Here is a 26,327-nt window from a genome sequence, read left to right on the forward strand (position 1 = left end):
TTGATGATATTGTGTCACATCGCGGGGAGATTGATGATGCGTAGCCGTTTCATGACGAGCGTTACCATGGTCGCGGTTCTAGCCGCCGCGCCCTCGCCAATTCCTGCCGCGATGGCATTTAGCTCTGCGACCGGCGACCAAGGCTATTGCCGTAATGCCGGTCCCCTGCCGCAACTCGAGCCCGCGGCGCGGTCGCAACAGCAGTCATCGAGCGGCGGTATCAAGACGAAGGGCAGCAAGCGTACGCGCGCCGAGGCGATGCCGACGATGGCGCCTCCGCCGCCGCCTCCGCCGCCGTCACCGTCGCCGATTTACGAGGAGCCCGCGCGCGACGTCGTGGTGACCGGTTCGCGGGTTGACGGCGAAGCTCGCGAGGCCGCCGCCGAGGCATCCGCACCGCCAGCGGGCTCTTCGTCCGACTTTTCGCGCGTTGCGCCCGGCATCGTGCCGCCGCGTCCCTATCCGCGGCCGCAACCGCAGTCGGGCGTTTTGACCGCGGGCGAGCATGACGACCTACTCAACCCCGAGCTTTATGCCGCCTATGTCGGGCGCTCCGGCGATCTGGGGCAGGAGGTGCGCAGCCTGCCACGCGTCGACACTACGCGCGTCGTGACGGTCAAGGTCAATGATCGCAACGGCCAGCCGGTCCCTTTTGCCGACGTTGTCGTGACATGCAGCGACGGCAACAGCATCACGATGGCGACGCAGGCCGACGGCAGCACCGTCTTTTTCCCTGGCCTCGACCGGCTGAGCGAGCGGATCACCGTTTCGGCGCGCAAGGCCGGGCGGAGCATCGCCGACGCGCGGCCCGTGTTCGTCTCCAACGCCGCGGGAGGGCAACTCGTCGGGCTTACCGCAAACCAGGCGGCGACCAAGGTGACCAAGCTCGACCTGATGCTCGTCGTCGACACGACGGGCAGCATGGGCGACGAGATCAATTACCTTCAGTCCGAACTGCGGTCGATCATCAGCGCGATCACAGCAAAGCACCGCGATCTCGACATTCGCATCGGCTTTGTCTTCTATCGCGACCTGGGCGACGATTATGTTACGCGGACGGTGGCGTTCGATCGCGACATCGGGCGCGTGCAGGGCGCGCTGGCACGGCAGAATGCCAATGGCGGCGGTGATTATCCCGAAGCGATGGACCAGGCGATGATCCGCGCGGTCGGGCAGGACTGGCGCCCCGATGCGGTGAAGTCGCTGCTGCTCGTCGCCGATGCGCCGCCGCACGACGACCGGTTCGGGCGGACATGGGCCGCAGCGGAAGCGGCGCGCGCGAAACGCATCCATATCACCCCCGTCGCGGCCTCGGGCGTCGCCGACAAGGCCGAATATGCGATGCGCGCGATGGCGGCCGCAACCCAGTCGCGCTACCTGTTCCTCACCGACGACAGCGGGGTGGGCAATCCGCACGCGCCGCCGGCGGTCGACTGCTATCTGGTCACTCGCCTTGACGCCCTCGTCCGCCGCTTGATCGACAGCCAGATCAGCGGCCGCCGGATCGAGCCCGAGGATCGGGAGATCATCCGCAGCGTGGGCAAATATGATGCTGGGAAATGCGTTTTGCCTGCCGACTTCAACTGGCAGAACGGCTAACGCGTTGACGTCACGGCCTTGACATGACCCCCGCATCTGGCCGATGCGGGGGCGTGGGTTGCTTCGATAACTCCCTTTTCCGGTCGGATGGGTCGACCGGCGGGGCGGGGAGTCGGAGGGGGAAGACCCATGAGAAAACTGTTAGTGGGCATCGCCGTGGTCGCGATGCTGGCACAGCCCGCCGCCATTGCTGCCAAGGAAAAAGAACCGGTCAAGATTTCCGGGCCGTCGAACGCGAAAGGCGTCACGACGGTTGCGATTGGTGCGTTCAACGTCGGCTTCATCTTCGAATCGACCGACAGCAAGGCCGCCACCGGCGGGTTGATGGGCGCGTTTGGCGGGGCAACCAAGGCGAAGAGCGAACTTGTCGGCGTGACGCCATCGATGATGCAATCGATCGCCGATGCCGCCTATGCCGACTTTGTCGGGCAATTGGCGGCGCAAGGCTTTGCGGTGCAGCCGCCCGACGCCTTGTTCGGCCACACCGCTTTGGCAAAAACAAAATCGCTCGACGTGCCGCTGGAGCTTTCGGTCCAGCTCGAAAAGGGCAGCAAGGGCAAGGCGACCTATTTCAAACCTTCGGCGCTACCTTCGCTATTGATGATCCCAGGTGACCATTCGGGCGGCGGCGGCTTTGGCGGGATCGGCATGAACATGTCGATCGGGCAGGCCAGCATGGCGCTGACCAACTATGCCAGGGATGCGGGCGTTGGCGTGATCGACGTGACCTATCTTATCGACTTTTCGAACCAGAAACGTCCGGGCGCCTTCAGTTTCGGCGGCGGGATCGAGGTCAACAGCGGCCTGTCCGTCACCGCCGACTATTCGCGCGTGACGCTGATTGCCCCGAACGGGAAGCAATCGATCATCACGGTCAAGGCGCCGGTCGCGGTCGAGGGCGAGTTTGTCGAAAAGGCCGACGCCTCAACCGGCACCGAGAAGGCGGTGCAATCGACGGCGAATGTTGTAGGCGGACTTGCGGCCGCCGCCAATATCGGGTTGCCGCGCTTCGGAAAGACGCGCAAATTCCAGTTCACCGCCAAGCCCGAGGCTTATGAAGCCGGCGCGGTGAAGGCCGCGAGTCTGGCAAATACATTGCTGATCGGACAGCTCGGCGCGCTTCGCTGAGGTCTGGTCGGGCGCGGACGCCCTTTGGCCTTGACGGGCCGCAGGGCGTCCGCAAAATCCAACCCGATATCGGGGTATGGGGATCGGGCTACGTGCAGTTCGAGGCGTCATTGCTGGTTCCGACCCTGCGCCGGTCATGGGGCATCGTCTCCGTCATGCCGGTCACCGTGCTGATCGCATGGCTGTTGATGACATTGATCGGCATCCTCTCCGATATCGGGATCGAACGTGCCAACGACAGTGGATCGGTTGTACTCATTTTCTATGGCATCGCCATCACCTTCGTGCAGGTTTGGTTGACGCGCGAAGTATTGGAACGCGCGGGCGTTGTGCCGAGAGTGTCGATCGTCAATTCGCTGACCGTCTATCTTCAGGGCCTTTTCATCGGATTGGGCATTCTCGTCGGCCTGCTTTTGCTTGTTCTACCGGGCCTCTATCTGTTCGCGCGCTGGTATCTCGCCAGCGTTATCCTGATTCGCGATGGGGGCGGGCGCCGGGCGGCGATGGCGCGTAGTTGGGAAATGCTAGAGTCGCATTGGCCCGCTGCGCTCGGCGTCGGCGCGATTCTGTTTGCGATGTCGGCGGCGCCGCTGGCCCTCGACCTCTACCGACCGTCATTCACCAACGGTCATGAGTTCGCTTGGCTGACGATGATCAACCTCCTGTCGAGTGCGGGGCAAGTGGGCAGCTATCTGGCGGCGGTCGCGCTGCTCTTGAATATCGAGCAGCCCGCATCGACCTTGCAGGAAATTTTCAGTTGACGCACAGCACGGCGGCGCCACCCTCGCGCGTACGTACGTAAGAGTTTTCGGGGAACGAATTTTTCAATGCAATTGGTAATTGTGGAATCGCCTGCAAAGGCGAAGACGATCGAGAAATATCTCGGACGCGATTTCAAGGTCCTGGCGAGCTATGGTCATGTCCGCGACCTGCCGCCCAAGGACGGCTCGGTCGATCCCGACGACGGCTTTGCGATGCAGTGGCAGCTTTATCCCGACAAGGCGAAGCGGCTGAAGGAAATTTCGGACGCCGCAAAGGGCGCCGACCGTCTGATCCTCGCGACTGACCCTGACCGCGAGGGCGAGGCGATCAGCTGGCATGTTCAGGAATTGCTGCGAAGCAAGAAGGCGTTGCCGCAGTCGGTCGATCGCGTGACCTTCAACGCGATCACCAAGCAGGCAGTGACCGACGCGATGGCGCATCCGCGCGAGCTCGATACCGACCTGATCGACGCCTATCGCGCGCGCCGCGCGCTGGACTATCTTGTCGGCTTCACCCTGTCGCCGGTGCTGTGGCGCAAGCTGCCCGGCGCCAAATCGGCGGGGCGCGTGCAGTCGGTCGCACTGCGGCTGGTGGTCGAGCGCGAGCGCGAGATCGAAGCCTTTGTCGCGCAGCAATATTGGTCGGTGACCGGCCTGTTCGAGATGGGCGGCACGCCGTTCAAGGCGCGGCTGTCGCGGTGGAAGGGCGACAAGATCGAGCGGTTGTCGATCACGAACGAAGCCGATGCCCGCGCCGCCGAAGCCGATGTGATGGCGGGCCATTTTACCGTCGACACGGTGGAGACCAAGCCGCTGACGCGCAACCCGCCGCCGCCCTTCACCACTTCGACGTTGCAGCAGGAGGCGGCGCGCAAGCTCGGATTCTCGGCGAGCCACACGATGCGGATCGCGCAGGCGCTCTACGAGGATGGCGCGATCACCTATATGCGGACAGACGGGGTCCAGATGGACGGCAGCGCGATCAGTGCGGCGCGCAAGGCGATCGCGACACGCTACGACGGCGGCTATGTTCCCGACCAGCCGCGGCAGTATCAGACCAAGGCAAAGAATGCGCAGGAAGCGCACGAAGCGATCCGCCCGACCGATTTTTCGAAGGATAAGGCGGGAAGCGGCGACCACGCGCGCCTCTACGAACTGATCTGGAAGCGCGCGCTGGCGAGCCAGATGGCGTCGGCGCGGCTCGAACGCACGAGCGTCGATCTTTCGGACGGCACCGGCAAGACGGTGATGCGCGCGACCGGGCAGGTGGTGAAATTCCCCGGCTTCCTTGCGCTCTATGACGAGGGCCGCGACGATAGCGCGGAAGACGACGACGCGCGCCTGCTCCCCGCGATGGCGAAGGGCGATGCGCCGGCGAAGACCGGCGTCGAGGTCGAAAGCCACGAGACGCAGCCGCCGCCGCGCTATTCGGAAGCGAGCCTCGTCAAGAAGATGGAGGAGCTCGGCATCGGGCGCCCGTCGACCTATGCCTCGATCCTGCAGGTACTGAAGGACCGCGCCTATGTGACGGTCGAGAAGAACCGCTTTATTCCCGAAGAAAGCGGACGCTTGCTCACGGCTTTCCTCGAGCGCTTCTTCGAACGCTATGTCGGTTATGATTTCACCGCGGGGCTCGAGGAAGAACTCGACGACGTCTCGGGCGGCCGCGCGCAGTGGCAGGCGGTGCTCGAACGCTTCTGGCGCGATTTCAAGCCGCGTACCGGCGAGGTGATGGAACAAAAGCCGTCGGAGATCACCGCGGCGCTCGACGAATTTCTCGGCCCCTATCTTTTCCCCGACAAGGGCGACGGCAGCGACCCGCGTCTCTGCCCCAATTGCGGCACCGGGCGGCTCGCGCTGCGCGGCGGCAAATTCGGCCCGTTCATCGCGTGCAGCAATTATCCCGACTGCAAATATACGCGCAAATTCGCGCAGCCGGGTGGCGGTGACGGCGCCGATACAGGACCCGAGACACTCGGCAACGATCCCGAAAGCGGTCTGGAAGTCACAAAGCGCAGCGGGCGTTTCGGTCCCTATATCCAGCTCGGCGACGGCAAGGAAGCGAAGCGCTCGTCGATCCCCAAGGATATTCCGGGCGAGGATTTCGATCTCGATTATGCGCTGCGGCTCTTGAGCCTGCCGCGCGAAGTCGGCGTGCATCCCGAAAGTGGCAAGCCGATCATGGCGGGGCTGGGGCGCTACGGTCCTTATCTGCTCCACGACGGCAAATATGCGAAGCTGACGGGCACCGCCGAGATTTTCGACATCGGAATGAATGCCGCGGTCGTCCGCATCGCCGAAGCCGCGGCGGGCGGTGGGCGCGGGCGGACCAAGGCCGAACCGCTCAACACCTTCGGCCCGCACCCGACGAGCGGCGGCGAGATGAAGCTGATGGAAGGGCGCTTCGGTCCCTATGTTACCGACGGCACGACCAACGCGACACTGCCCAAGACCGCCGATCCGGCGACGTTGACGCTGGAAGAGGCGATCGCGCTGATCGACGCGCGCGCCGCCAAAGGCCCGGCAAAGGGCAAGAAGAAGGCCGCGCCGAAAAAGAAGACACCCGCGAAAAAGCCAGCAGCCAAGAAGGCGCCAGCGAAGAAGAAGGCCGCCGAATAGTCAAGTCTGAAGCGGCTCGTCCTCTAAATTCGTCATTCCCGCTTTCCCGAGCGCACCATTGTTATAATTCGCTTGAAATTTCGATTTATGGCGAAAAGATCCCTTGCTTGGCGGGTTCGTTTTATGTGTTGTAAACAAGCCGTAACTCGTCGAACGGTTTTGTGGGTGTTCCCCTGACGCTGGTCAGTCGGGCGGGTTATGCTTGGCGAGGAAGCGTTCGATCGACGTGAGCAATGTCATCCGGTCGGCTTCCCGCGTAAAATAATGGTCGGCAAGCGGGACCGAGACAAATTCGACAGCCTTGCCGGCCTTCGTCATAGCGGAATACATACGTGCCGACTGAGCATGGTCGACCGTCACGTCCTTCTTTCCATGGATCAGCAGCAGCGGAGCTTTGATCCGCGCTATGGCGTTGATCGGGGAAACTGCCGCGAAGTCGGGGGTCATTTTCTGCCACTGCCCGCGATAGAGACGCTTGCGTATCATGCCGCCGAAGTCGTTGACTTCGCGGCGGAGGTTGGCGACGCCGTTGATCGAGACCGCGCAGCGATAGAGGTCTGGGTCCTTCGCGATCCCCCACATCGCAGCGTAGCCGCCATATGAGCCGCCGACGATACAGACGCGTTTGGGATCGGCGATCCCTTCTGCAACAGCCCAGCGCACGCCGTCGGTAATGTCGTCCTGCATCGCGAAGCCCAGCTGTCCCTGGCCGGCCTTTTCGAAGGCAATTCCGTAACCGGTCGATCCCCGGAAATTGGGCTGGAGTACAGCGTAGCCGCGCTCGGCAAGAAATTGGGCCCAATAATCGTAGGTCAGCGTGTCATGCGCCCAAGGCCCGCCATGCGGCATGACGACGAGCGGTAGATTTTTGCTGTTCCGGCCGCGCGGCATCGTCAGCACGCCTTCGATCTCCAGCCCATCGCGTGCCTTGTACTGGATCATCTTTGCCCGCGAGAGACGCTTGCCGTCGAGCGTATCGTTCATCGCTGCCAGCTTGATAAGGTCGCCGGTCACCGCATCGAAATAAAAGAGCAGGCCCGGATTGTCGGGCGTGCTGAACCGGACGAGCAACTTTTTTTGATCGTCGCTGAAGCTTTCAACCCGCACGACCGAATTCGGCGATGCCGCTTCAAGCGTCTTTTGATGAGCGGCCATCGCAGGATCGAGCCAGCGCAGCGGCGTATCCCGATCGCTTGTGCTGACCCCGAGCAGTTTTGATCCGTCGGACGCCATCAAAACGCGTTCGACATCCGCTTCGTCATCGGCATAAACCGTTCGCACATCCTTACCGGTCGGAATGTCGATCTCGACAACTGCTGATCGACCGCTTGCGTTCTCCTTGATTACGAAGCCGCGATTGCTGTCGGGGACGAAGTAAAAGGGAATGGTCAGTTCCTCTTCGTCACCGAGCTTTGCGCTGTCGATGACGCGCAACGCGCGTTCGCCGCTCGATCGGAAGAGCAGGGTCGATTTGGTCGTCGTATCGCGATAGCCGATGCCGAAACGCACGCGGCCGAGATGATCGGCGCCCCAGTCGACGACATCGGCCCGGCCCTTTTCGACTACACGTTTGCGCCCGGTCGCCACGTCAACCCGGTAAACCGCCGGCCAGAAGCCAGGGATGTTGCTGTAGATCGAGCTTTGAGCGGCAACGAGTATCTCCTTGCTGCCATCGGCTGGTATCCACAGAACATCAGAAGCATTCTGCCCGCCAAGGTCCCACAGGAGCTTGGTTATCTTTCCGGTGCTGCGGTCGATGCCGATCAGGCGCGATATATACCAGCGATCGGTCTCGACCGGCAAAAGCGCGGATAGGCCCACGATGACGTTGTCGTTGCCAACCCAGCGAATCCAGGCAACCTGAGTCTGATCCGGAACAGCGATCATGACCCCCTTGGACCTGTCGCCGACGATAGGCATCATCATGATGCGCTGCTCGCCTCCGATCCCAAAGAGCCCCGCCAACTGGGTGCCGTCGGGCGATAGCTCCACATCTTCGACAAAGGGAAGTTCGGCAAAGGCACTCGTCGGCAGGGGAGTAAAGTTACTGGATTCCGTCGGTTTCGTATTGTCTGCGAGCGCTGGCGTGCCGCAGGCGGAAAAGAAAAGCGCGGATAGAATTATCTTGCATCGAGTTCGCGTGGTCGCGTGAAATCGTTGCCCCGTTTTACACCGCATTCATGCCCCCAATTTATTGCTCGCAACAAATTCCCTATCACCAACCACTGGAATGGAAAGACCCGGTGCGTTACTGGCGCACCGAAAATATGATCATTGGATGATCTGGATAGGGGCGGCACTAGCTTGTCGAGCAACCCTCATAGTTATTGTATCGGTGCCCTCAAGTTCGCGGGAATGACGAAGCTTGGGGAGGGATGACTCCCGGCGTTTCAGACTTCCCGAACCCGTGATAAAGGGGTGACATCGGGGAGATACGTCCATGCGCCACCTCTTTGCTGCCGTCCTGCTCGGCATCGTGTCCACGCTAGCCCTGCCCGCCACGGCGCAGCAGACCGGCTATCTGATCTCCGCCCAGCCGATGCCCGACACGCCGCCCGGCACACAGGCGTGGCGCGTGCAATATTGGACGACGAACGGCAACGGCCAGCGCTTTGCGGTCACCGGCATCGTCGCCGCCCCGATGGAGGCGATCCCGGCGCGGCCGCGTCGTGTCATCGCCTGGACGCACGGCGCGTGGGGCGTCATGGAGAAATGCGCGCCGTCGCTCAGCCCCAGTTTCTTCGAATATTCGGCGGGGATGGATGCGGTGCGCAGCGGTTATGTTGTCGTTGCGCCCGACTATATCGGACTCGGCAGCCCGACGATGCACCCGTTTCTCGTCGGCCCGGATACCGCCAATGCGGTGCTCGACGCGGTGCGCGCTGCACGCGAAATTCCCGGTGCGGCTGCGGGCGGCGATTTTGCCGTCTGGGGCGAATCGCAGGGCGGCCATGCGGCGCTGTGGACCGCGATCTCGGCGCGCAGCTACGCGCCGGACCTGACGCTCGTTGGCACCGCGGCGGCGGCGCCGCCGACCGATCTCGGCGCCAATTTGCGCGAAGGCAGCGACAAGAATGCGCGGGCGCTGCTGCTCTCCTTCGCGCTGCACAGCTGGTCGACGCTCTACGGCTTTTCGCTTGATCCGATTGCCAACCGAACGAACCAGGGCGTCATCAACCGGCTGGCGCAAAATAATTGCGTCGAATTTCACAAGAAGCCGAAGCTCCGCACGATCCTCGGCATCCTGACCGTCGCCCGCGCGACAAAGGGCAAGGATATCGAAAAGATCGAGCCGTTTGGCTCGTTCGAACGCGCCAACAGCGTCGATCCGGCGCGGGTGCCGGGGCCGCTGCTGATCGCGCAAAGCAGCAAGGATACGATCGTCGCGCCCGCGGTCACACGCAAGTTCGCGAAGGCCGTGTGCCGGCGCGGAACGCCGACGCGCTGGATCGACATGACCGGCGATCATGGCGCGAGCGCGAAGGACAGCGCGCAGGAAACGATCGGCTGGATCACCGCGCGCTTCGACGGCAATCCGCCGCCGAACGACTGCCGGCGGATTTAGTCGACCCAGTCGAGCCCCATGTCGCGATAGACGCTACGGTCCTCGTCCCAATTTTCCTTGACCTTGACGTGCAGGAACAGGTGAACCTTGCGGCCCATCAACTCGGTCAGCTCGGCCCGCGCGCGCGCGCCGATTTCCTTGATGCGCGCGCCTCCCTTGCCGAGCACGATCGCGCGCTGGTTGTCGCGCGCGACAAAAATCTGCTGGTGGATTTCGGCGCTGCCGTCGGGACGAGTCTTGAACAGCTCGGTCTCGACCGTCGACTGATAGGGCAATTCTTCGTGAAGCTGGCGATAGAGCTGCTCGCGCGTAATTTCGGCCGCCAGCATCCGTTCGGGCGCGTCGCTGACCTCGTCCTCGGGGAAATGCCAAGGCCCCTCGGGCATCAGTTTGGCAAGATGCGCCTTGAGTTCGGGAACGCCGTCGCCGCTGCTGGCCGAAATGAAGAAGGTTTCGTCGAAGGCGACGCGGCCGTTGAGATCGGTCGCGATCGTGAGCAGCTTGTCCTTCTTGGTCAGGTCGACCTTGTTCAGCACCAGATATTTCTTCTCGGGCCGGTTCGCGATACCCTCGATCACGCGCTCGACGCGGCCGGTCAGCTTGGCAGCGGCATCGACCATGACGAGAATCGCCTCGGCTTCTTCGAGACTGCCCCAGGCGGCGGCGACCATCGCACGGTCTAGGCGGCGCGTCGGGGCGAAAATGCCGGGCGTGTCGATCAGGACGATCTGCGCCTCGCCCTCCATCGCGACGCCCATCAGGCGCGTCCGCGTCGTCTGTGCCTTGGGGCTGACGATCGCGACCTTCTGGCCGACGAGCGCGTTGACGATCGTCGACTTGCCCGCATTGGGCGCGCCGACGACGGCGACGAAACCGCAGTGGTGGGTCATGGCTTCATTCCTTCAAGTTCGGCAAGCAGCGCCGCCGCCGCGGCCTTCTCGGCCGCCTGTTTCGACGCGCCCTCGGCTTCGGCGCGGGCGAGCTTGCCGACGCTCACCGCGACGCGAAAACGCGGTGCGTGGTCAGGTCCTTCGCGCGAGACGATCTCATATTCGGGCGGGCGGCGTTTGCGTGCGAGCGCCCATTCCTGCAGCGCCGCCTTGGGATGTTTGGGCGCGGCCAGCTGGCCGTCGATCATCTCGCCCCAGTGCGCGAGGATGAAACGGCGCGCGGCATCGGCGCCCTTGTCGAGCCAGAGCGCGCCGATCAAGGCCTCCATCGCATCGGCGGCGATATTGTCGCTGTAGCGCCCGCCATCGTTGCGGGCCTGCGCGCCGAACCGAATGAGCGCGGTGAGGTCGAGCTTGCGCGCGACCGCGGCGCAGGTCGCGCCCGACGCCAGCACATGCAACCGCGACGACATTTCGCCTTCGCTGGCGGCGGGGAAGCGTGTGTAGAGTTCTGCCGCGATCACGAGCCCGAGCACGCGGTCGCCGAGAAATTCGAGCCGCTGATAATCGGCGCGTCCAGTGCTTCCGTGCGTCAGCGCCAGATCGTAGAGCGCCGGATCGCCCGGAGCGCCGCCGATGATTCCGGCGAGCGCCCCGGTGTCGAGGGGATCGTTCAAAAACCGTCCCCGATGCGGCTCCAGCGGGCGGCGGTGAACCAGCTGATCGGGTTGATCCAGCTGGCCGACCCGTCGGTCGAGAACATGCCGACAAGAGCATGGCCGACCAGATTCTCTTCGGGGACAAGGCCGATGCCCTGATTTTCCATCGCGGGGAAACGGCTGTCGGCGCTGCGGTCGCGGTTGTCGCCCATTAGGAACAAATGGCCAGCGGGAACGGTGACGAGCGGCGTATTGTCCTCGGGAATGTTGGTGATGTCGAGGATCGCATAGCTTTTGCCGCTGGGCAGCGTTTCCCTAAACTGCTTGTAGCGGCACTGGCGCTGGCCGTCGGCGGAGATTTCCTCGAATTCGGGCGAATAACAAGGCAGCGTGCCCGTCGCCCGCGATGCGTCGATCATGTTCTGCGTCACCGGAATGACGAGGTCGGGCATCGCCTCGCGTTTCAGGGGCTTGCCGTTCAGCCAGACGATGCCGTCCTTTACCTGCACGCTGTCGCCGGGCAGGCCGATGACGCGCTTGATATAATCATTGTCGTTGACCGGCGGCGCCTTAAACACGACGACATCGCCGCGTTCGGGCGTGCGCGGGAAAATGCGACCCGGGATCAGCGGAACGCTGAACGGCAGGCTGTATTTCGAATAGCCATAGGCCATCTTGTTCACGAGCAGATAGTCGCCGATCAGCAGGCGCGGCTGCATGGATTCCGACGGGATGTTGAAAGGCGACAGGAAAAAGCTGCGGAAGATCAGGACCGCGATCGCGAGCAGCGCGAGGAAGCGGACGGTGTCGACGGCTTCTTCCTTCGCGGACACCGGCGCCGGGGTCGGGGCGGACGGCGCGGGTTCGGTCGGAGGCGTCACATCGGCGGTAAAGCTGGCGTTGGTCATGCCGCGCATTGGCGATGAATAGGTTGCCACGTCAAGCGAATATCGGCGGACGGCACTGGCGTGCGAGGAAGCGCGGGCTTAGAGAAAGCCGGAAGATTCACTCCTTCGAGGACATATGCGCATGAAGACCGCCGCTCAGGCCTGGCAGGCCCTTTCCGACTGGCAGCCGCAAAGGCTGACCGAGCTGGTCGCCGCCGATCCCCAAAGGCGGTTGCAGGCGCTCGTGCGAAGCGTCGCCGATATCCGCTTCGATTTCGCCAAGACGCATCTCGACGACGCTGCAATCGCGACGCTGTCGGATCTTGCGGCGGCGCAGGATTTCCAGGGGCGCCGCAAGACGCTTTTTGCCGGGGGCATCGCCAATCCGACCGAGGGACGCGCGGCCGAACATAGCGCCGAACGCGGCGACGGGGCGCCGGAATCGGTGCATGTGGCGCAGGCGCTGCACCAGCGAATGCGGATGATGATCGATGCGATCGAAGCGGGGGCGTTCGGTGAGATCCGCCATTTGCTTCATATCGGCATCGGCGGATCGGCGCTCGGCCCCGACCTGCTCGTCGATGCGCTCGGCCGTCATAGCGACCGCTATGACGTCGCGGTGGTGTCGAACGTAGACGGCGCCGCGCTCGACGAAGCCTTTGCAAAGTTCAGCGCCGAACATACGCTGGTTGCCGTCGCCTCCAAGACCTTCACCACCACCGAGACGTTGCTCAACGCCAATTCGGCGCTGCAATGGCTCGACGAGGCGGGGGTCGAGGATCCGCTCGGCCGGTTTGTCGCGCTGACCGCCAAGCCCGAGCGCGCGATGGAGTGGGGGATCGACGAAACGCGCATCCTGCCCTTCAGCGAAACCGTCGGAGGGCGCTATTCGCTCTGGTCGTCGATCGGCTTTCCTGCGGCGCTCGCATTGGGCTGGGACGCCTTCGCCGACTTGCTCGAAGGGGCGGCCGAGATGGACCGCCATTTCCGCCTCGCCGACGGCGCTGACAATATCTGCCTTCTCGCGGCCTTCGCCGATCAGGTTTACACGAACCGGCTTGGTTGCCAGACGCGCGCGGTCTTCGCTTACGATGAACGATTGCGCCTGCTTCCTGACTATCTCCAGCAACTCGAAATGGAATCGAACGGCAAGTCGGTAACTTTCGATGGCCAGCCGCTCGCGCAACAGACCGCGCCGATTACCTGGGGCGGTGTCGGCACCGACGCGCAGCATGCGGTGTTTCAGCTGCTCCATCAGGGGACGCATCTGACCCCGGTCGAATTTGTCATCGCGCGCGAGCCCGACCACCTGCTCGACGATGCGCATCACGAGACGCTCGTTGCCAATTGTATCGCGCAGGGGGCGGCGCTGATGGCGGGGCGTGCAAGCGAGGACGGCGCCCGCAACTACCCGGGCGACCGCCCCTCGACGACGATCCTGCTCAATCAGGTGACACCGCGCAGCCTCGGCGCGCTGATCGCTTTCTACGAGCATCGCGTCTTCGCCAACGCCGTGCTGCTTGGCATCAACCCGTTCGACCAGTTCGGGGTCGAGCTGGGCAAGGAAATGGCGAAAGGACTTGCCGAAGGAACGGTCGAGTTCGACGCCGCGACGCAGGCATTGATGCAGGCGGCGCTCGGCGATTGAGCGCGCATCGCTGACACTGAGCGCAAATTTCGATTGGCAAGCCGCGCCGGTGTAACCACATAGGCGCCGGGCACGAATGCCTGCCTGTCCAATTCAGGGGTTATACATGAGTGATTTCGACTATGATCTCTTCGTTATCGGCGCCGGTTCGGGCGGGGTCCGCGCGTCGCGCATCGCGGCATCGCACGGCGCGCGCGTTGCGGTGGCCGAAGAGTATCGGGTCGGTGGGACCTGCGTGATCCGCGGCTGCGTGCCCAAGAAATTGCTCGTTTACGGCGCTCATTTCGCCGAAGATATCCACGACGCGCGCAAGTTCGGCTGGGATGTCCCCGACTGCAAGTTCGACTGGCCGGTGCTGCGCGACAATGTGCTTGCCGAGGTCGACCGGCTCGAAGGCCTCTACGGCCAGACGCTCGACAATCACAAGGTGACCGTCCTCCGGACGCGCGCGACGGTCGCCGGGCCGCAGAAGGTGCGCCTCGCCGACGGGACCGAGCTTACCGCCGAACGCATCCTGATCGCGACAGGCGGCTGGCCGCACGTCCCCGAATTTCCGGGCAGCCAGCATGCGATCACGTCGAACGAGGTCTTCCATCTCGAAACGCTGCCGAAGCGCATCATCATCGCGGGCGGCGGCTATATCGCCAACGAGTTCGCCGGCATCTTCAACGAATTCGGCAGCAAGGTGACGATCGTCAATCGCGGCGACACGATCCTGCGCGGCTATGACGAACAGATCCGCGACCGGCTGCTCCAGATTTCGATGACCAAGGGGATCGATTTCAAGTTTAACGCACCGTTTCAGTCGATCGAGAAGAATGACGATGGGTCGCTGACGGTGATGCTCGAAGGCTGCGAACCGATGCAGGCCGATGCGGTGCTCGTCGCGGCGGGGCGGGTTCCCAATAGCCGCGGGATCGGGCTGGAAGAGGCCGGCGTCGAGCTCGACGACAAAGGCGCGATCAAGGTCGACGAGCGGAACCAGTCGTCGGTGCCGAGCATCTTCGCGGTCGGCGACGTTACCGACCGGATCCAGCTGACCCCCGTCGCGATCCGCGAAGGACAGGCCTTTGCCGACACCTTTTATGGCGGCAAGCCGACGGTGGTCGATTATCAGAATGTGCCGAGCGCGGTGTTCAGCCACCCCCCGATCGGCGCGGTCGGCATGACCGAGGCGGAGGCGCGCAACAAGCTCGGCTCGGTCCGTGTCTACACCAGCGATTTCCGCGCGATGAAGAATGTCCTCGCCGGCCGCAACGAGCGCGCGCTGTACAAGATGATCGTCAACGCCGCGACCGACCAGGTTGTCGGCCTGCACATGATCGGCCCCGATGCGCCCGAAATATTGCAGGCGGCGGCCGTTGCGGTAAAGGCTGGGCTGACCAAGGCCGATTTCGACAACACCGTCGCGCTGCACCCGAGCATGGCCGAGGAACTGGTGCTGCTGAAATAGCCGCCGTGATCCCCGGCGACAGCCGGGGCCTTGCGCTCGATGGACCCTGGCTTTCGCCGGGGCGCACGCAATGCTAAGCTGACTCCCGAAAATCGCGGGAGGGACGCATGGCGGGAACGGCTTTGGTCACAGGGGGTAGCGGCTATATCGCGGGCTTCCTGATCCGGCAGCTGATCGCGAACGGTTGGACCGTTAAGACGACCGTCCGCAGCCTGAAGCGCGAAGCCGAGGTTCGCGGCTGGCTAACGGTCGACGATGGCAAGCTGGATTTCTTCGCCGCCGATCTGGAAAATGACGCCGGTTGGCAGGAGGCGATGGCGGGGTGCAGCCATGTCGCGCATGTCGCGTCGCCCTTTCCGCTCGACGTTCCGAAACATGCCGACGAACTCGTGATCCCGGCGCGCGAGGGCGCGCTGCGCGCGCTGCGTTTCGCCAAGGGGGCAGGGGTGAGGCGCTTCGTCCTCACCTCGTCGATGGCGGCGATCGCCTATGGGCATGGCACGGGGCGTGATCTTTACAACGAAGCCGACTGGACCAATCTCGATAACCCCGGCGTCATGCCTTACCCGCGATCGAAGACGGTTGCGGAGCAGGCCGCGCGTGACTGGGCGCGCGCCGAGGCGCCCGAAATCGAGTTCGCCTCGGTCAATCCCGCCGCGGTGTTCGGGCCGCTGCTTTCCGACGATCTATCGACATCGATTGAAGTCGTGAAACAGCTGCTCGAAGGCAAGGTACCGATGTGCCCCGATGTCGGCTTCGGCATCATCGACGTGCGCGACGTCGCCGACATGCATTATCGGGCGCTGACCGCCGAGGGGATCAAGGACGAGCGCTTCGTCTGCTCGGGGCCGTTCCTGAAGTTCATCGACGTCGCCAATATCCTGAAGGCCAATCTGGGCGAACAGGCGCGCAAGGTGCCGACGCGGCGGATGCCCGACTGGCTGCTCAAGGCACTGGCAGTCTTCCGCCCCGAACTCAAGCAGGTCGTCGCCGAACTTGGCAATGTCCGCGGCGGCGACAGCCGCCATGCGATGCAGCGGCTCGGCTGGAGGATGCGGCCGCCCGAGGAGGCGATCCTCGCAACGGCGCATGGTCTGATCGAGCGGGGGATTGTGAAGGTCTAGCAATATTTGTGAATCCCGGCTTTCGCCGGGGTTCACAAATTACGCAATCGTCGGCACGATCCCGCCCTCGGCGCGGATCGCGGCGCCGTTGGTGGCGGCGGCAAGCGGGCTGGCGAGATAGGTCACCATTGCGCCGATTTCGTCGGCGTCTATCAGACGGCGGATCAGCGACAGCGGGCGCAGTTCCTTGAAGAACGCCTGTTCGCGTTCGACCTCGGCGGCATCGGGGTTCGAGACGACCGACTTGATGAAGTCGGTGATGCCTTCCGAACGCGTCGGCCCCGGCAGCACGCTGTTGACGGTAACGCCGCTGCCTTTGGTCTGCTCGGCGAGCCCGCGCGCGATGGTGAGCTGCGCGGTCTTGGTCATGCCGTAATGGATCATCTCGGCGGGCGGCAGCAGGCCGCTTTCGCTCGCGATGAAGATCACACGGCCCCAGTTCTTCTCGAGCATTTTCGGGAAATAGTGCCGCGACAGCCGCGCGCCGCTCACGACATTGACCTCGAAGATATGGTGCCAGTCGGCGTCGCTGATCTCGGCAAAGGGTTTGGCCTCGTAAATGCCCAGATTGTTGACGAGGATGTCGGTCGAAGGAACGGCGGCGATCAGCGCTTCGGCGCCTTCGGCGGTCGCCGGATCGGCGAGAACCGCGCGGATCGTGCCCGATTTCGCCAGTTCGGCGGCGGCTTCGTCCAGCTTCGCCTGGTTACGTCCGGTGATGGCGACCTCGACGCCTTCCTCGGCGAGGCGTTTGGCGATCGCGAAGCCGATGCCCGCGGTCGATCCGGTGACGATGGCGGTCTTGCCCTTGAGTTTCAGGTCCATGATGCGTCTCCTTCGGGTGGAAGCAATTTCGATGGGCCGAACATAGCGCCGTAGCCGATTGTTGATTAGAATGCCGCTTATCAATTCAGAAGTGATTCAAATTCAGTAATGGCGATGGACAATCGGTTCGGCGATATCGAGACCTTTCTTGCGGTGGCGAGCGGCGGCAGCTTTGCCGCCGCGGCCAAGGCTCTGCGGCTGACCCCGTCGGCAGTCAGCCGCAGCATCGCGCGGCTGGAGCAGCGGCTGGGCATCATCCTGTTTCGCCGCACGACGCGCTCGCTCGCGCTGACCGCCGAAGGCCTCACCTATCGCGACCGCATGAGCCTGTTGCTCGCCGAGATCGAGACGGTGGAGGCCGGGCTCGGACGGGACAGCCAGGGGCCGCGCGGGCTGCTCCGCGTCAACGCCTCGCCGTCGATCGGGGTGCCTTTGCTGCCGGTGCTGCCGAAATTCACCACGCGCTATCCGGAAATTATCCTCGACCTCGCGCTGTCCGACGCGATCGTCGACCTGGTCGAGGAGCGCGCCGACATCGCGATCCGCATCGGGCCGCTGCGCGACACCAGCCTGCGCGCGAAAAAGCTGGGCCGCAGCCGCATGGCGCTCGTTGCCAGCCCGGCCTATCTTGCGCGGCGCGGCACGCCGCAGACGCCTGACGATCTGGACGCGCACGATTGCCTGCGCTTCAGCTTCCGCCGCTCGATCGACAGCTGGCCGTTCCGTATCGGCGGCCGCGTCGTGCATCGCCCGGTGCACGGCAGCTTCTTCGGCAATTCGGGCGAGCTGGTGCGCCAGATGGCGGTCGCCGGCGGCGGCATTTCGCGCCACGGCCATTTTCATGTCGCGGCAGATCTGGCCGCGGGGCGGCTGGTCGAGGTGCTGACCGATCATCATCCCGGCGATGGTGAGGATATCCATGCGCTCTACGCGCCCGAGGACCGGGCTGCCGCGCGCATTCGGGCGTTCCTCGATTTCCTCGACGAGGAACTGGTGATCGCGCCCTAACCGATCCGGTACGGCACGACGTCGCGCCGGTCGGGATCGACAAGGATCGGGCGGTCGCTCGGCGGGAAGGCGCGTTGGTCGCAGTCGTCGCGCGGACAAATGCGGCACGACAGGCCGATGCGCGTCGCCGCCTGCGGTGCACTCACATCGACCCCGTCGGCATAGACGAAATCGGCGGCATATTGCGCCTCGCACCCGAGCGCGACGGCGTAGCGGCGCGGTGAGCGGGCGTAGCTGCCCGACGGTTTGACCAATCCCTTCGCCATCGACACATAGCGCAGGCCATCGGGCGTCTCGGCGAGCTGGAACAATATCCGGTCGGGGATCGCCGCGGCCTCATGGACGATCCACAGCGGGCAGGCGCCCCCGAAGCGCGCGAATTGCAGCCGCGTCGCGCTGTGCCGCTTGGTGATGTTGCCCGCCATGTCGACGCGGCAGAAGAACATAGGAATCCCGCGCGCGCCGGGGCGCTGGAGGGTCGAGAGGCGGTGGCAGGCTTGTTCGAAACTCACGCCATATTCGAGGCGCAGCCGGTCGATGTCGTGGCGTACCGCGCGCGCACTGGCGCGGAATGGGGCGTAGGGCATGAGGACGGCGCCTGCGGCGTAATTGGCGAGGCCGACGTGGAGCAATTGGCGTGCGGCGGCGGTGCGCAGCGGGCTGGCCTCGACCACCGCCGCAATCTCGCGTGCCAGCGCCAGCGCGGCGAGCTGGTGCGCGAGCTGGAAACGGCGGCTCTCGGCGGGCTGCGATGGGTCGATCACCAGATGGCGCATCGTCGCGTCGAAATCGCGCAGGCTTTGCGTTTGCGTATAAACGATTGAGATGCCGAGCGCGTCGCGCAGCCGCCGCTCGATCGTCTCGATCGCGGGCGAGGGGGCCTTGCCGCGGAGCTGCGCGGCGAGCGCCTCGGCGGCGCGATCGATGCTGTCGACATAATTGCCCGCGTCGTGGAACCAGTCGCGCACCTCTTCCCATGGCAGGCGGCTGCCCTCGGCGGTGCCGCCGGTCAGCGCCTCGTCGATGATCTGCAGCCGCTGTCCCGCACGGCGGTAGGCGGCGTGGAGCGCGACGAACTGGTCGGCGAGTTGCGGCTGCTGGAGCGCGGCGCGTTCGAGCTGCTCGGGGGGCAGGGGGGATGCGGCGAAGAGCGGATCGGCGGCGGCTTCGCGGAGCGCACCCGCGCGGCGGTCGCCCGTTTCCGCGGCGACTTCCTCCCATTCGAGCGGGAACAGCTTTTGCAAGCGGTCGAGCAGCGCGGGGGTCAGCGGGCGATCGTCATGCTCGATCTGGCTGAGATAGGAGGCCGAGATGCAGAGCCGCGCGGCGAAGTCGGCCTGGCGGATCGCGCGGGTTTCCCGAAGTTGGCGAAGTTGCCGCCCAGCGTAGAGTCGGGTTTGCACCATCCGCGCGATGCTACTTTGCAAACTTGCACTTTGCAACTTTGCAAATTCGCATTTGCATCGACTGTGCGAGCAAGGCAGACGGCGCTGTCGCCATTGTTGAAGGGGTTCGCATGTCCGCCAATATCGCCGAAATGGAACGCCGCCGTGCCGCCGCCCGCCTGGGCGGGGGGCAAAAGCGCATCGATGCGCAGCATGCCAAGGGCAAGCTGACCGCGCGCGAGCGGCTCGACGTGCTGCTCGACGAAGGATCGTTCGAGGAACTCGACACCTATGTCGAGCATGACTGCGTCGATTTCGGCATGGAAAAACAGAAGATCCCCGGCGACGGCGTTGTCACCGGATCGGGTACGATCAACGGCCGTCTCGTCTATGTTTTCAGCCAGGATTTCACCGTGTTCGGCGGGTCGCTGTCGAAGCGCCATGCCGAAAAGATCTGCAAGGTGATGGACAAGGCGATGCTCGCGGGCGTGCCGGTCATCGGGCTCAATGACAGCGGCGGCGCGCGCATCCAGGAGGGCGTCGCGAGCCTCGGCGGCTATGCCGACGTGTTCCAGAAGAATGTGCTGGCGTCGGGGGTCGTGCCGCAGATCAGCCTCATCATGGGGCCGTGCGCGGGCGGGGCGGTTTACAGCCCGGCGATGACCGACTTCATCTTCATGGTGAAGGACAGCAGTTATATGTTCGTCACCGGCCCCGATGTTGTCAAAACGGTGACGAACGAGGTGGTGACGCAAGAGGAGCTGGGCGGCGCGATCACGCACACGACCAAGAGCTCGGTCGCCGATATCGCGTTCGAAAATGATATCGAGACGCTGCTCGCGACGCGCGATTTCTTCGATTACCTGCCCGAAAACAACCGCAGTGGCGTGCCCGTCCGCCCGACCAGCGATCCCTATGACCGCGAGGACAAGAGCCTCGACACGCTGATCCCGCCCAATGCGAACCAGCCATACGACATGCACGAGCTGATCCGCAAAACGGTCGACGAGGGCGATTTCTTCGAAGTGCAGCCGGCACATGCGGCGAATATCATCTGCGGCTTCGGGCGCATCGAGGGGCGGACGATCGGCATCGTCGCGAACCAGCCGCTGGTGCTCGCGGGCGTGCTCGACATCAATTCGTCAAAGAAGGCGGCGCGTTTCGTGCGCTTCTGCGACGCGTTCGAAATCCCGATCATCACCTTCGTCGACGTCCCCGGCTTCCTGCCCGGCACGAGCCAAGAATATAACGGCATCATCAAGCATGGCGCGAAGCTGCTGTTCGCTTACGCCGAGGCGACGGTGCCCAAGATCACGGTGATCACGCGCAAGGCCTATGGCGGCGCTTATGACGTGATGGCGTCGAAGCATCTGCGCGGCGATCTGAACTATGCCTGGCCAACCGCCGAGATCGCGGTGATGGGCGCGAAGGGCGCGGTCGAGATCATCTTCCGCAAGGACATCGGCGATCCCGAAAAGATCGCCGAGCGGACGAAGGAATATGAGGAGCGCTTCGCCAACCCCTTCGTGGCGGCGTCGCGCGGCTATATCGACGAGGTGATCTACCCGCACTCGACGCGGCGACGGATCGCGCTGGGACTAAGGAAGCTCAGAAACAAGAGCCTCGAGAATCCTTGGAAAAAGCATGATAATATTCCGTTGTGAGGTAATGCGATGTCCCGGCTGGCAGTGCAAATAGTGATCGGCCTGATCTTCTTTGGGATCGTTTTGTTTCTATTTCAGAACGCAAGATCGAAAGCCTCGTTGGAAAAAATTGAGATCGACAAGCAAGAGGAAAAAAAAGAAGAAATCAGAATGATGTCTCGCTGGTTGGAAGCCTTTGTTGGATATTACGAGCTTGGCAATATGAACGAGTTTTTCGGTGAAATGAGAATTGGCGAGTCTGACACGCCAATTGAGAATGTTTACATTGCCTTGGAAGAAGTTGGTGCAGGCGCCATCGTTCCGCCGCTTAGAACGGCAGCGTATGCCTGCATTCAATTTCATGAGAAGGTTGATGAACTGGACCATGAAAATGATGCAGAAGTGGTCCGCGTAGCGGAAAGCGAATATCGCCGCGTGACCAATCAATCTGACATGGAGATCAAGAAGCTGGGTATCAGCGTGTATGACCTCCTCAACGAATTTCGCGCAAAGAATATCGAGATTTTTCAATGAAGTTAGGCCGCCTCAACCATATCGGCGTCGCGACGCCGTCGATTGCCGACAGCGTCGTCTTTTACCGCGACGTGATGGGCGCGACGAAAATCCACGAGCCCTTCGACCTACCCGAGCAGGGCGTCAAAGTCTGCTTCGTCGATACGCCCGGCACCGACGGCGCGCTGAACGGCACGCAGATCGAACTGGTCGAGCCGTTGCCCGGCAACACCTCGATCGCGGGCTTCCTCGAGAAGAACCCGGCGGGCGGGCAGCATCATATGTGCTACGAAGTGCCCGACATCTACGCCGCCAAGGCCGCATTCGAGAGCATGGGCAAGCGCGTGCTCGGCGAGCCGCGGATCGGGGCGCATGGGACTTTGATCTTCTTCCTGCACCCCAAGGATATGGGCGGGGTGCTGACCGAGATTATGGAGACGCCGAAGGAGGCGCATTGATAAACCTTCTCCCCTTGAGGGAGAAGGATAGGGAGGCTTGTGAGCGCAGCGAACTAGCCGGACTTGGATGAGGGGTTGCGAGCGAAGCTCGCGCGGTCCTGTGGACCGCATACCCCTCACCCAGCTTCAACTAGGCAGCGAGCTGCCTAGTTTTCGCAACCCTCTCCCTCAAGGGGAGAGGGGATTAGGAAATGAATTATGACCGACAAACCCACGCTCGACCAATGGACGGCCGCCGCCGAGAAGGAAGTCAAAGGCAAGGACCTGACCTGGCACACGCCCGAAGGGATCGACGTCAAGCCGCTCTATACGGCGGAGGATGTGACAGTCGACCCCGGCCTGCCCGGTTTCGCGCCCTTCACCCGCGGCGTTCGCGCGTCGATGTATGCGGGGCGGCCGTGGACGATCCGGCAATATGCAGGCTTTTCGACCGCCGAGGAGTCGAACGCTTTCTATCGCCGCAACCTTGCCGCGGGGCAGAAGGGGCTGTCAGTCGCCTTCGACCTTGCCACGCACCGCGGCTATGATAGCGATCATCCGCGCGTCGTCGGCGACGTCGGCAAGGCGGGCGTGGCGATCGACAGCGTCGAGGATATGAAGATCCTGTTCGACGGCATCCCACTCGACCAGATGTCGGTGTCGATGACGATGAACGGCGCGGTGATCCCCATCCTCGCCTTCTTCATCGTCGCGGGCGAGGAGCAGGGGGTCGACCGCAAGCTGCTCGACGGGACGATCCAGAACGACATCCTCAAGGAGTTCATGGTCCGCAACACCTATATCTATCCGCCCGAGCCGAGCATGCGGATCATCTCGGACATTTTCGGCTACACCAGCCGCGAGATGCCGAAGTTCAACAGCATCTCGATCTCCGGCTATCATATGCAGGAAGCCGGCGCGACGCAGGTGCAGGAGCTGGCCTTCACGATTGCCGACGGGGCGGAATATGTCCGCTACGGCGTTGCGTCGGGCCTCGACATCGACAAGTTCGCCGGACGCCTCTCCTTCTTCTTCGCGATCGGCATGAATTTCTTCATGGAGATTGCGAAGCTGCGCGCCGCGCGCGTGCTGTGGCACCGGGTGATGACCAACCTTGGCGCCAAGGACGAGCGCAGCAAGATGCTGCGCACGCATTGCCAGACATCGGGGGTCAGCCTGACCGAGCAGGACCCGTACAACAATGTCATGCGCACGACGATCGAGGCGATGGCGGCGATGCTGGGCGGCACCCAGTCGCTGCACACCAACGCGCTCGACGAGGCGATCGCGCTGCCGACCGATTTCTCGGCCCGCATCGCGCGCAACACGCAGATCGTCATCCAGGAAGAAACCGGGATGACCAAGGTCGTCGATCCGCTGGGTGGTAGCTATTATGTCGAGGCGCTGACGCAGGAGCTGGTCGACAAGGCGTGGGAGATTATCGAGCGCGTCGAGAAGGAAGGCGGCATGGCGAAGGCCGTCGCGGCGGGCTGGCCCAAGGCGATGATCGAGACCGCGGCCGCGGCGCGGCAGGCGCGCGTCGACCGCGGCGACGACGTGATCGTCGGGGTGAACAAATATCGGCTGAAGGACGAGGACCTGCTCGAGACGCTCGAGGTCGATAACACCAGGGTCCGTGAGGCGCAGATCGCGCGCATCAACAAGACCAAGGCGGGCCGCGACGAAGCGGCGTGCCAGGCGGCGCTGAAGGCGCTGCGCGATGCGGCGGCGGGCGAGCAGTCGATCGAGAATAATTTGCTCGCGCATGCGGTCGAGGCCGCGCGCGCGCGCGCGACGCTCGGCGAGATTTCGTCGGCGATGGAGGAAAGTTTCCAGCGCTATGCGACGCAGCCAACCCCGGTGAAGGGCGTTTACGCCGCGCCCTATGAAGGCGACGATCGCTGGCAGCAGGTGCTCGACGGCGTAGAGGCGGTCGAACGCCGCATGGGACGCAAACCCAAACTGCTCGTCGCCAAGATGGGGCAGGACGGACACGACCGCGGCGCCAACGTCATCGCCTCGGCGTTCGGCGACATGGGGTTCGATGTCGTGTCGGGGCCTTTGTTCCAGACGCCCGAGGAGACAGTCGTGCTGGCGCTCGAAAACGAGGTCGACGTCGTCGGCGCGTCGAGCCTGGCGGCGGGGCACAAGACACTTATCCCCGAACTTATCCACAAGTTGAAGGAAGCGGGGCGCGGCGACATCAAGGTGATCGCGGGCGGGGTGATCCCGCCGCAGGATTATCAATATCTGCGCGACGCGGGGGTGCAGGGGATTTACGGCCCCGGCTCGAACGTCGTCGAATGCGCGGCCGATGTGCTGCGCTTGCTGGGGCATAATATGCCGCCATTGGAGGATGCAGCATGAGCCTTGCGCTCGCCCTGTTATTGGCGACTGCCCCGGCGGCCGATGCGCCGCCGGTCAAGAAGGCGCCGCAGCCATCGGTGCGGCTGTCGCTGCGTTCGATCACTCGAGACGATGCGATCATTAGGCCCGCAGCGCCGCGATCGGCGCCGCATGGTTGGGTGAGCGACGCCGACTATCCGGTGGATAAACTGCCCGGCGAGTGGCTGGTCACAGACGTCGATATCGACATCGCGGTGGCGGAGGACGATAGCGTCGCCGGCTGCACCGCCACCGTTTCACGAGTGAAGGATCGTGGCGGGGCGGCTCTGGGTGAAGAAGCGCGCGCGCAGGCCGAGACGTTGCTTGCGGCGCGCGCTTGCCGGATTGTCCGTGAGCGTGGAGGTTTTCGCCATGCCATCGATGCCGAAGGGGTGCCGCACCTTGCGAAGGTGGCGATGCGGATGAGCTTTTCCGCCGTGCCGGTTCTTGTCAGGGCGGCGGCGCGCGACCCGCAACCCCGCCCCTATCGCACGATGGCGCGGCCGCTCGACGCGACTATTCTCAATTTTCGGGGCGATCCGGGGCAGCAGGTCGATTCCAGTCGGCTTCGCGCACCGGCCGCCGAACTTTCGATTGACGCTGAGGGGCGCGTTGCGCGCTGCCGCGTTGCCGTCTCGACGGGCAGCGACAATGGTGACGCCGCGATGTGCCGCCAGCTTCGCGCCGCAGCGTTCGAACCCGCGCGCGACCGGGCGGGCAACGGATTGCCCGACGGATATTATTTTGCAGCCATGACGATCGGAGTCTCTTCCAAATGACCGGTGAATTTTCTGTCGAAACCGCACCACGCACCGACTGGACGCGCGAGGAAATCGCTGAACTGTTCGACCTGCCGTTCGACGAGCTGATGTGGGAGGCGCAGGGCGTCCACCGCCGTTTTCATGCGCGTGGCGAGGTGCAGCTTTGCACCCTGCTTTCGATCAAGACCGGCGGCTGCGTCGAGGATTGCGGCTATTGCTCGCAGTCGAAGAGCGCCGACAGCGGTTTGAAGGCGACCAAGCTGATGGACGTGCGCGCGGTGCTGCAGGCGGCGGCGCAGGCGAAGGATGCGGGGTCGAAGCGCTTCTGCATGGGCGCTGCGTGGCGCAACCCCAAGGACCGCGACATGCCCGCGATCGTCGAGATGGTCGAGGGCGTGCGCGCGATGGGCATGGAAACCTGCATGACGCTGGGGATGCTGAGCAAGGAGCAGGCGCAGACGCTCGCGGTCGCGGGGCTCGATTATTATAACCACAACATTGACACCTCGCCGGAAAATTACGGCAATGTCATCACGACGCGGACTTTCCAGGAGCGGCTGGATACGCTGGAGGAAGTGCGCGCGGCGGGGATCAACGTGTGCAGCGGCGGTATCGTCGGCATGGGCGAGACGCGCGCCGACCGCGTCGGCTTCATCCATGCGCTCGCGACCCTGCCCGAACATCCGGGCAGCGTGCCGATCAACGCGTTGGTGCCGGTGAAGGGGACCGTGCTCGGCGACATGCTGGCGGACACGCCGCTCGCAAAGATCGACGATATCGAATTCGTCCGCACGATTGCGGTCGCGCGCATCACTATGCCGATGAGCATGGTGCGTCTGTCGGCGGGCCGCGAGAGCATGTCGGAGGCGACGCAGGCGCTCTGCTTCATGGCGGGCGCGAACAGCATCTTCACGGGCGACAAGCTGCTGACGACGGCGAACGCGGGCGACAATGCCGACGCGGCGCTGTTCGCGAAGCTGGGGCTGCGGCCGATGGAGAGCGAAGAGCCGATGCGGATGGAGGCGGCGGAGTGAAAA

21 protein-coding genes are annotated in these 26,327 nt (G+C 63.7%); 15 read left to right on the forward strand and 6 right to left on the reverse strand.

Going from position 1 to position 26,327, the window contains the following annotated elements:
* Window positions 1-111 precede the first annotated feature (111 nt).
* The 4 genes from ATE71_RS07130 (at window position 112) to topA (ending at window position 6,107) form a co-directional block, all read left to right on the forward strand.
* Window positions 112-1,599, forward strand: a complete 1,488-nt coding sequence (locus ATE71_RS07130) for a vWA domain-containing protein (protein ID WP_235587942.1) — start codon at window positions 112-114, stop codon at window positions 1,597-1,599.
* A 129-nt stretch (window positions 1,600-1,728) separates the two neighbouring features.
* The gene (locus ATE71_RS07135; protein ID WP_058802752.1) at window positions 1,729-2,727 is read left to right on the forward strand and encodes a hypothetical protein; all 999 of its coding nucleotides are present in this window, start codon (window positions 1,729-1,731) and stop codon (window positions 2,725-2,727) included.
* A gap of 92 nt (window positions 2,728-2,819) precedes the next feature.
* The gene (locus ATE71_RS07140) at window positions 2,820-3,488 is read left to right on the forward strand and encodes a hypothetical protein (protein WP_058802753.1); all 669 of its coding nucleotides are present in this window, start codon (window positions 2,820-2,822) and stop codon (window positions 3,486-3,488) included.
* Between the two features lie 66 nt (window positions 3,489-3,554).
* Window positions 3,555-6,107, forward strand: a complete 2,553-nt coding sequence (topA, locus tag ATE71_RS07145) for a type I DNA topoisomerase (RefSeq protein WP_058802754.1) — start codon at window positions 3,555-3,557, stop codon at window positions 6,105-6,107.
* Between the two features lie 183 nt (window positions 6,108-6,290).
* On the opposite strand, the gene ATE71_RS07150 is transcribed toward topA, so the two are convergent.
* Window positions 6,291-7,994, reverse strand: a complete 1,704-nt coding sequence (locus ATE71_RS07150; protein WP_160328020.1) for an alpha/beta hydrolase family protein — start codon at window positions 7,992-7,994, stop codon at window positions 6,291-6,293.
* A gap of 553 nt (window positions 7,995-8,547) precedes the next feature.
* Between ATE71_RS07150 and ATE71_RS07155 the strand changes: the two genes are divergently transcribed.
* Window positions 8,548-9,672, forward strand: coding sequence for an alpha/beta fold hydrolase (locus ATE71_RS07155; RefSeq protein ID WP_058802756.1), 1,125 nt, complete (start codon window positions 8,548-8,550; stop codon window positions 9,670-9,672).
* Here ATE71_RS07155 and era read toward each other — a convergent pair.
* The 3 genes from era to lepB are packed head-to-tail and all read right to left on the reverse strand — an operon-like array spanning window position 9,669 to window position 12,054.
* Window positions 9,669-10,562: a GTPase Era gene (era, locus tag ATE71_RS07160; RefSeq protein WP_058802757.1), complete on the reverse strand. Its 894-nt coding sequence runs from the start codon at window positions 10,560-10,562 to the stop codon at window positions 9,669-9,671. The two genes, ATE71_RS07155 and era, sit on opposite strands and share 4 nt — an antisense overlap.
* Complete coding sequence (gene rnc, locus ATE71_RS07165; protein ID WP_058802758.1) at window positions 10,559-11,239, reverse strand: ribonuclease III; 681 nt, start codon at window positions 11,237-11,239, stop codon at window positions 10,559-10,561. Before rnc ends, era begins: the two co-directional genes overlap by 4 nt.
* On the reverse strand, window positions 11,236-12,054 hold the full coding sequence (gene lepB / locus ATE71_RS07170) for a signal peptidase I (RefSeq protein WP_058802850.1): 819 nt from the start codon (window positions 12,052-12,054) through the stop codon (window positions 11,236-11,238). Before lepB ends, rnc begins: the two co-directional genes overlap by 4 nt.
* 196 nt (window positions 12,055-12,250) lie before the next feature.
* Here lepB and pgi point away from each other — a divergent pair, with 196 nt between their 5' ends.
* From pgi to ATE71_RS07185, 3 genes are all read left to right on the forward strand, one after another.
* Complete coding sequence (pgi, locus tag ATE71_RS07175; protein ID WP_058802852.1) at window positions 12,251-13,756, forward strand: glucose-6-phosphate isomerase; 1,506 nt, start codon at window positions 12,251-12,253, stop codon at window positions 13,754-13,756.
* Between the two features lie 106 nt (window positions 13,757-13,862).
* Window positions 13,863-15,209, forward strand: coding sequence for a glutathione-disulfide reductase (gene gor, locus ATE71_RS07180; protein WP_058802759.1), 1,347 nt, complete (start codon window positions 13,863-13,865; stop codon window positions 15,207-15,209).
* A 107-nt stretch (window positions 15,210-15,316) separates the two neighbouring features.
* Window positions 15,317-16,333 (forward strand): NAD-dependent epimerase/dehydratase family protein, encoded by a 1,017-nt coding sequence (locus ATE71_RS07185; protein ID WP_058802760.1) that lies wholly within the window; start codon window positions 15,317-15,319, stop codon window positions 16,331-16,333.
* A gap of 39 nt (window positions 16,334-16,372) precedes the next feature.
* Here the strand turns inward: ATE71_RS07185 and ATE71_RS07190 are convergent, their stop codons facing one another.
* Window positions 16,373-17,158 carry an SDR family NAD(P)-dependent oxidoreductase gene (locus ATE71_RS07190; protein ID WP_058802761.1) on the reverse strand — a complete coding sequence of 262 codons (786 nt, stop codon included), beginning with the start codon at window positions 17,156-17,158 and terminating at the stop codon, window positions 16,373-16,375.
* Window positions 17,159-17,272: 114 nt separating this feature from the next.
* Between ATE71_RS07190 and ATE71_RS07195 the strand changes: the two genes are divergently transcribed.
* Window positions 17,273-18,166, forward strand: coding sequence for a LysR substrate-binding domain-containing protein (locus ATE71_RS07195; protein ID WP_058802854.1), 894 nt, complete (start codon window positions 17,273-17,275; stop codon window positions 18,164-18,166).
* On the opposite strand, the gene ATE71_RS07200 is transcribed toward ATE71_RS07195, so the two are convergent.
* Entirely contained in the window at window positions 18,163-19,572 is a 1,410-nt protein-coding gene (locus ATE71_RS07200) for a helix-turn-helix domain-containing protein (RefSeq protein WP_058802762.1), read from the reverse strand. The two genes, ATE71_RS07195 and ATE71_RS07200, sit on opposite strands and share 4 nt — an antisense overlap.
* A 110-nt stretch (window positions 19,573-19,682) precedes the next feature.
* Here ATE71_RS07200 and ATE71_RS07205 point away from each other — a divergent pair, with 110 nt between their 5' ends.
* The 6 genes from ATE71_RS07205 (at window position 19,683) to bioB (ending at window position 26,324) form a co-directional block, all read left to right on the forward strand.
* Window positions 19,683-21,215 (forward strand): acyl-CoA carboxylase subunit beta, encoded by a 1,533-nt coding sequence (locus ATE71_RS07205; protein WP_058802763.1) that lies wholly within the window; start codon window positions 19,683-19,685, stop codon window positions 21,213-21,215.
* A gap of 33 nt (window positions 21,216-21,248) precedes the next feature.
* Window positions 21,249-21,728 carry a hypothetical protein gene (locus ATE71_RS07210; RefSeq protein ID WP_235587943.1) on the forward strand — a complete coding sequence of 160 codons (480 nt, stop codon included), beginning with the start codon at window positions 21,249-21,251 and terminating at the stop codon, window positions 21,726-21,728.
* A complete protein-coding gene (mce, locus tag ATE71_RS07215; protein WP_058802765.1) occupies window positions 21,725-22,165 on the forward strand; it encodes a methylmalonyl-CoA epimerase in 441 nt (146 codons plus the stop codon). Before ATE71_RS07210 ends, mce begins: the two co-directional genes overlap by 4 nt.
* Before the next feature lie 198 nt (window positions 22,166-22,363).
* Window positions 22,364-24,511, forward strand: a complete 2,148-nt coding sequence (scpA, locus tag ATE71_RS07220) for a methylmalonyl-CoA mutase (protein ID WP_058802766.1) — start codon at window positions 22,364-22,366, stop codon at window positions 24,509-24,511.
* Window positions 24,508-25,308, forward strand: a complete 801-nt coding sequence (locus ATE71_RS07225) for an energy transducer TonB (protein WP_058802767.1) — start codon at window positions 24,508-24,510, stop codon at window positions 25,306-25,308. The genes scpA and ATE71_RS07225 overlap by 4 nt, the downstream gene beginning before the upstream one ends.
* Window positions 25,305-26,324, forward strand: a complete 1,020-nt coding sequence (gene bioB, locus ATE71_RS07230; RefSeq protein WP_058802768.1) for a biotin synthase BioB — start codon at window positions 25,305-25,307, stop codon at window positions 26,322-26,324. The genes ATE71_RS07225 and bioB overlap by 4 nt, the downstream gene beginning before the upstream one ends.
* Window positions 26,325-26,327 lie beyond the last annotated feature (3 nt).

This window comes from Sphingopyxis sp. H115 (genome assembly GCF_001468465.1).
Classification (GTDB): Bacteria; Pseudomonadota; Alphaproteobacteria; order Sphingomonadales; family Sphingomonadaceae; genus Sphingopyxis.

Bases quoted from the DNA above. Each gene is read 5' to 3' on its own strand.
- ATE71_RS07130 (WP_235587942.1), top strand. From the start codon at position 112: ATGGCATTTAGCTCTGCGACCGGCGACCAAGGCTATTGCCGTAATGCC.
- ATE71_RS07135 (WP_058802752.1), top strand. From the start codon at position 1,729: ATGAGAAAACTGTTAGTGGGCATCGCCGTGGTCGCGATGCTGGCACAG.
- topA (WP_058802754.1), top strand. From the start codon at position 3,555: ATGCAATTGGTAATTGTGGAATCGCCTGCAAAGGCGAAGACGATCGAG.
- ATE71_RS07150 (WP_160328020.1), bottom strand. From the start codon at position 7,994: ATGATCGCTGTTCCGGATCAGACTCAGGTTGCCTGGATTCGCTGGGTT.
- ATE71_RS07155 (WP_058802756.1), top strand. From the start codon at position 8,548: ATGCGCCACCTCTTTGCTGCCGTCCTGCTCGGCATCGTGTCCACGCTA.
- era (WP_058802757.1), bottom strand. From the start codon at position 10,562: ATGACCCACCACTGCGGTTTCGTCGCCGTCGTCGGCGCGCCCAATGCG.
- pgi (WP_058802852.1), top strand. From the start codon at position 12,251: ATGAAGACCGCCGCTCAGGCCTGGCAGGCCCTTTCCGACTGGCAGCCG.
- gor (WP_058802759.1), top strand. From the start codon at position 13,863: ATGAGTGATTTCGACTATGATCTCTTCGTTATCGGCGCCGGTTCGGGC.
- ATE71_RS07185 (WP_058802760.1), top strand. From the start codon at position 15,317: ATGGCGGGAACGGCTTTGGTCACAGGGGGTAGCGGCTATATCGCGGGC.
- ATE71_RS07190 (WP_058802761.1), bottom strand. From the start codon at position 17,158: ATGGACCTGAAACTCAAGGGCAAGACCGCCATCGTCACCGGATCGACC.
- ATE71_RS07195 (WP_058802854.1), top strand. From the start codon at position 17,273: ATGGACAATCGGTTCGGCGATATCGAGACCTTTCTTGCGGTGGCGAGC.
- ATE71_RS07200 (WP_058802762.1), bottom strand. From the start codon at position 19,572: ATGGTGCAAACCCGACTCTACGCTGGGCGGCAACTTCGCCAACTTCGG.
- ATE71_RS07205 (WP_058802763.1), top strand. From the start codon at position 19,683: ATGTCCGCCAATATCGCCGAAATGGAACGCCGCCGTGCCGCCGCCCGC.
- mce (WP_058802765.1), top strand. From the start codon at position 21,725: ATGAAGTTAGGCCGCCTCAACCATATCGGCGTCGCGACGCCGTCGATT.
- scpA (WP_058802766.1), top strand. From the start codon at position 22,364: ATGACCGACAAACCCACGCTCGACCAATGGACGGCCGCCGCCGAGAAG.
- ATE71_RS07225 (WP_058802767.1), top strand. From the start codon at position 24,508: ATGAGCCTTGCGCTCGCCCTGTTATTGGCGACTGCCCCGGCGGCCGAT.
- bioB (WP_058802768.1), top strand. From the start codon at position 25,305: ATGACCGGTGAATTTTCTGTCGAAACCGCACCACGCACCGACTGGACG.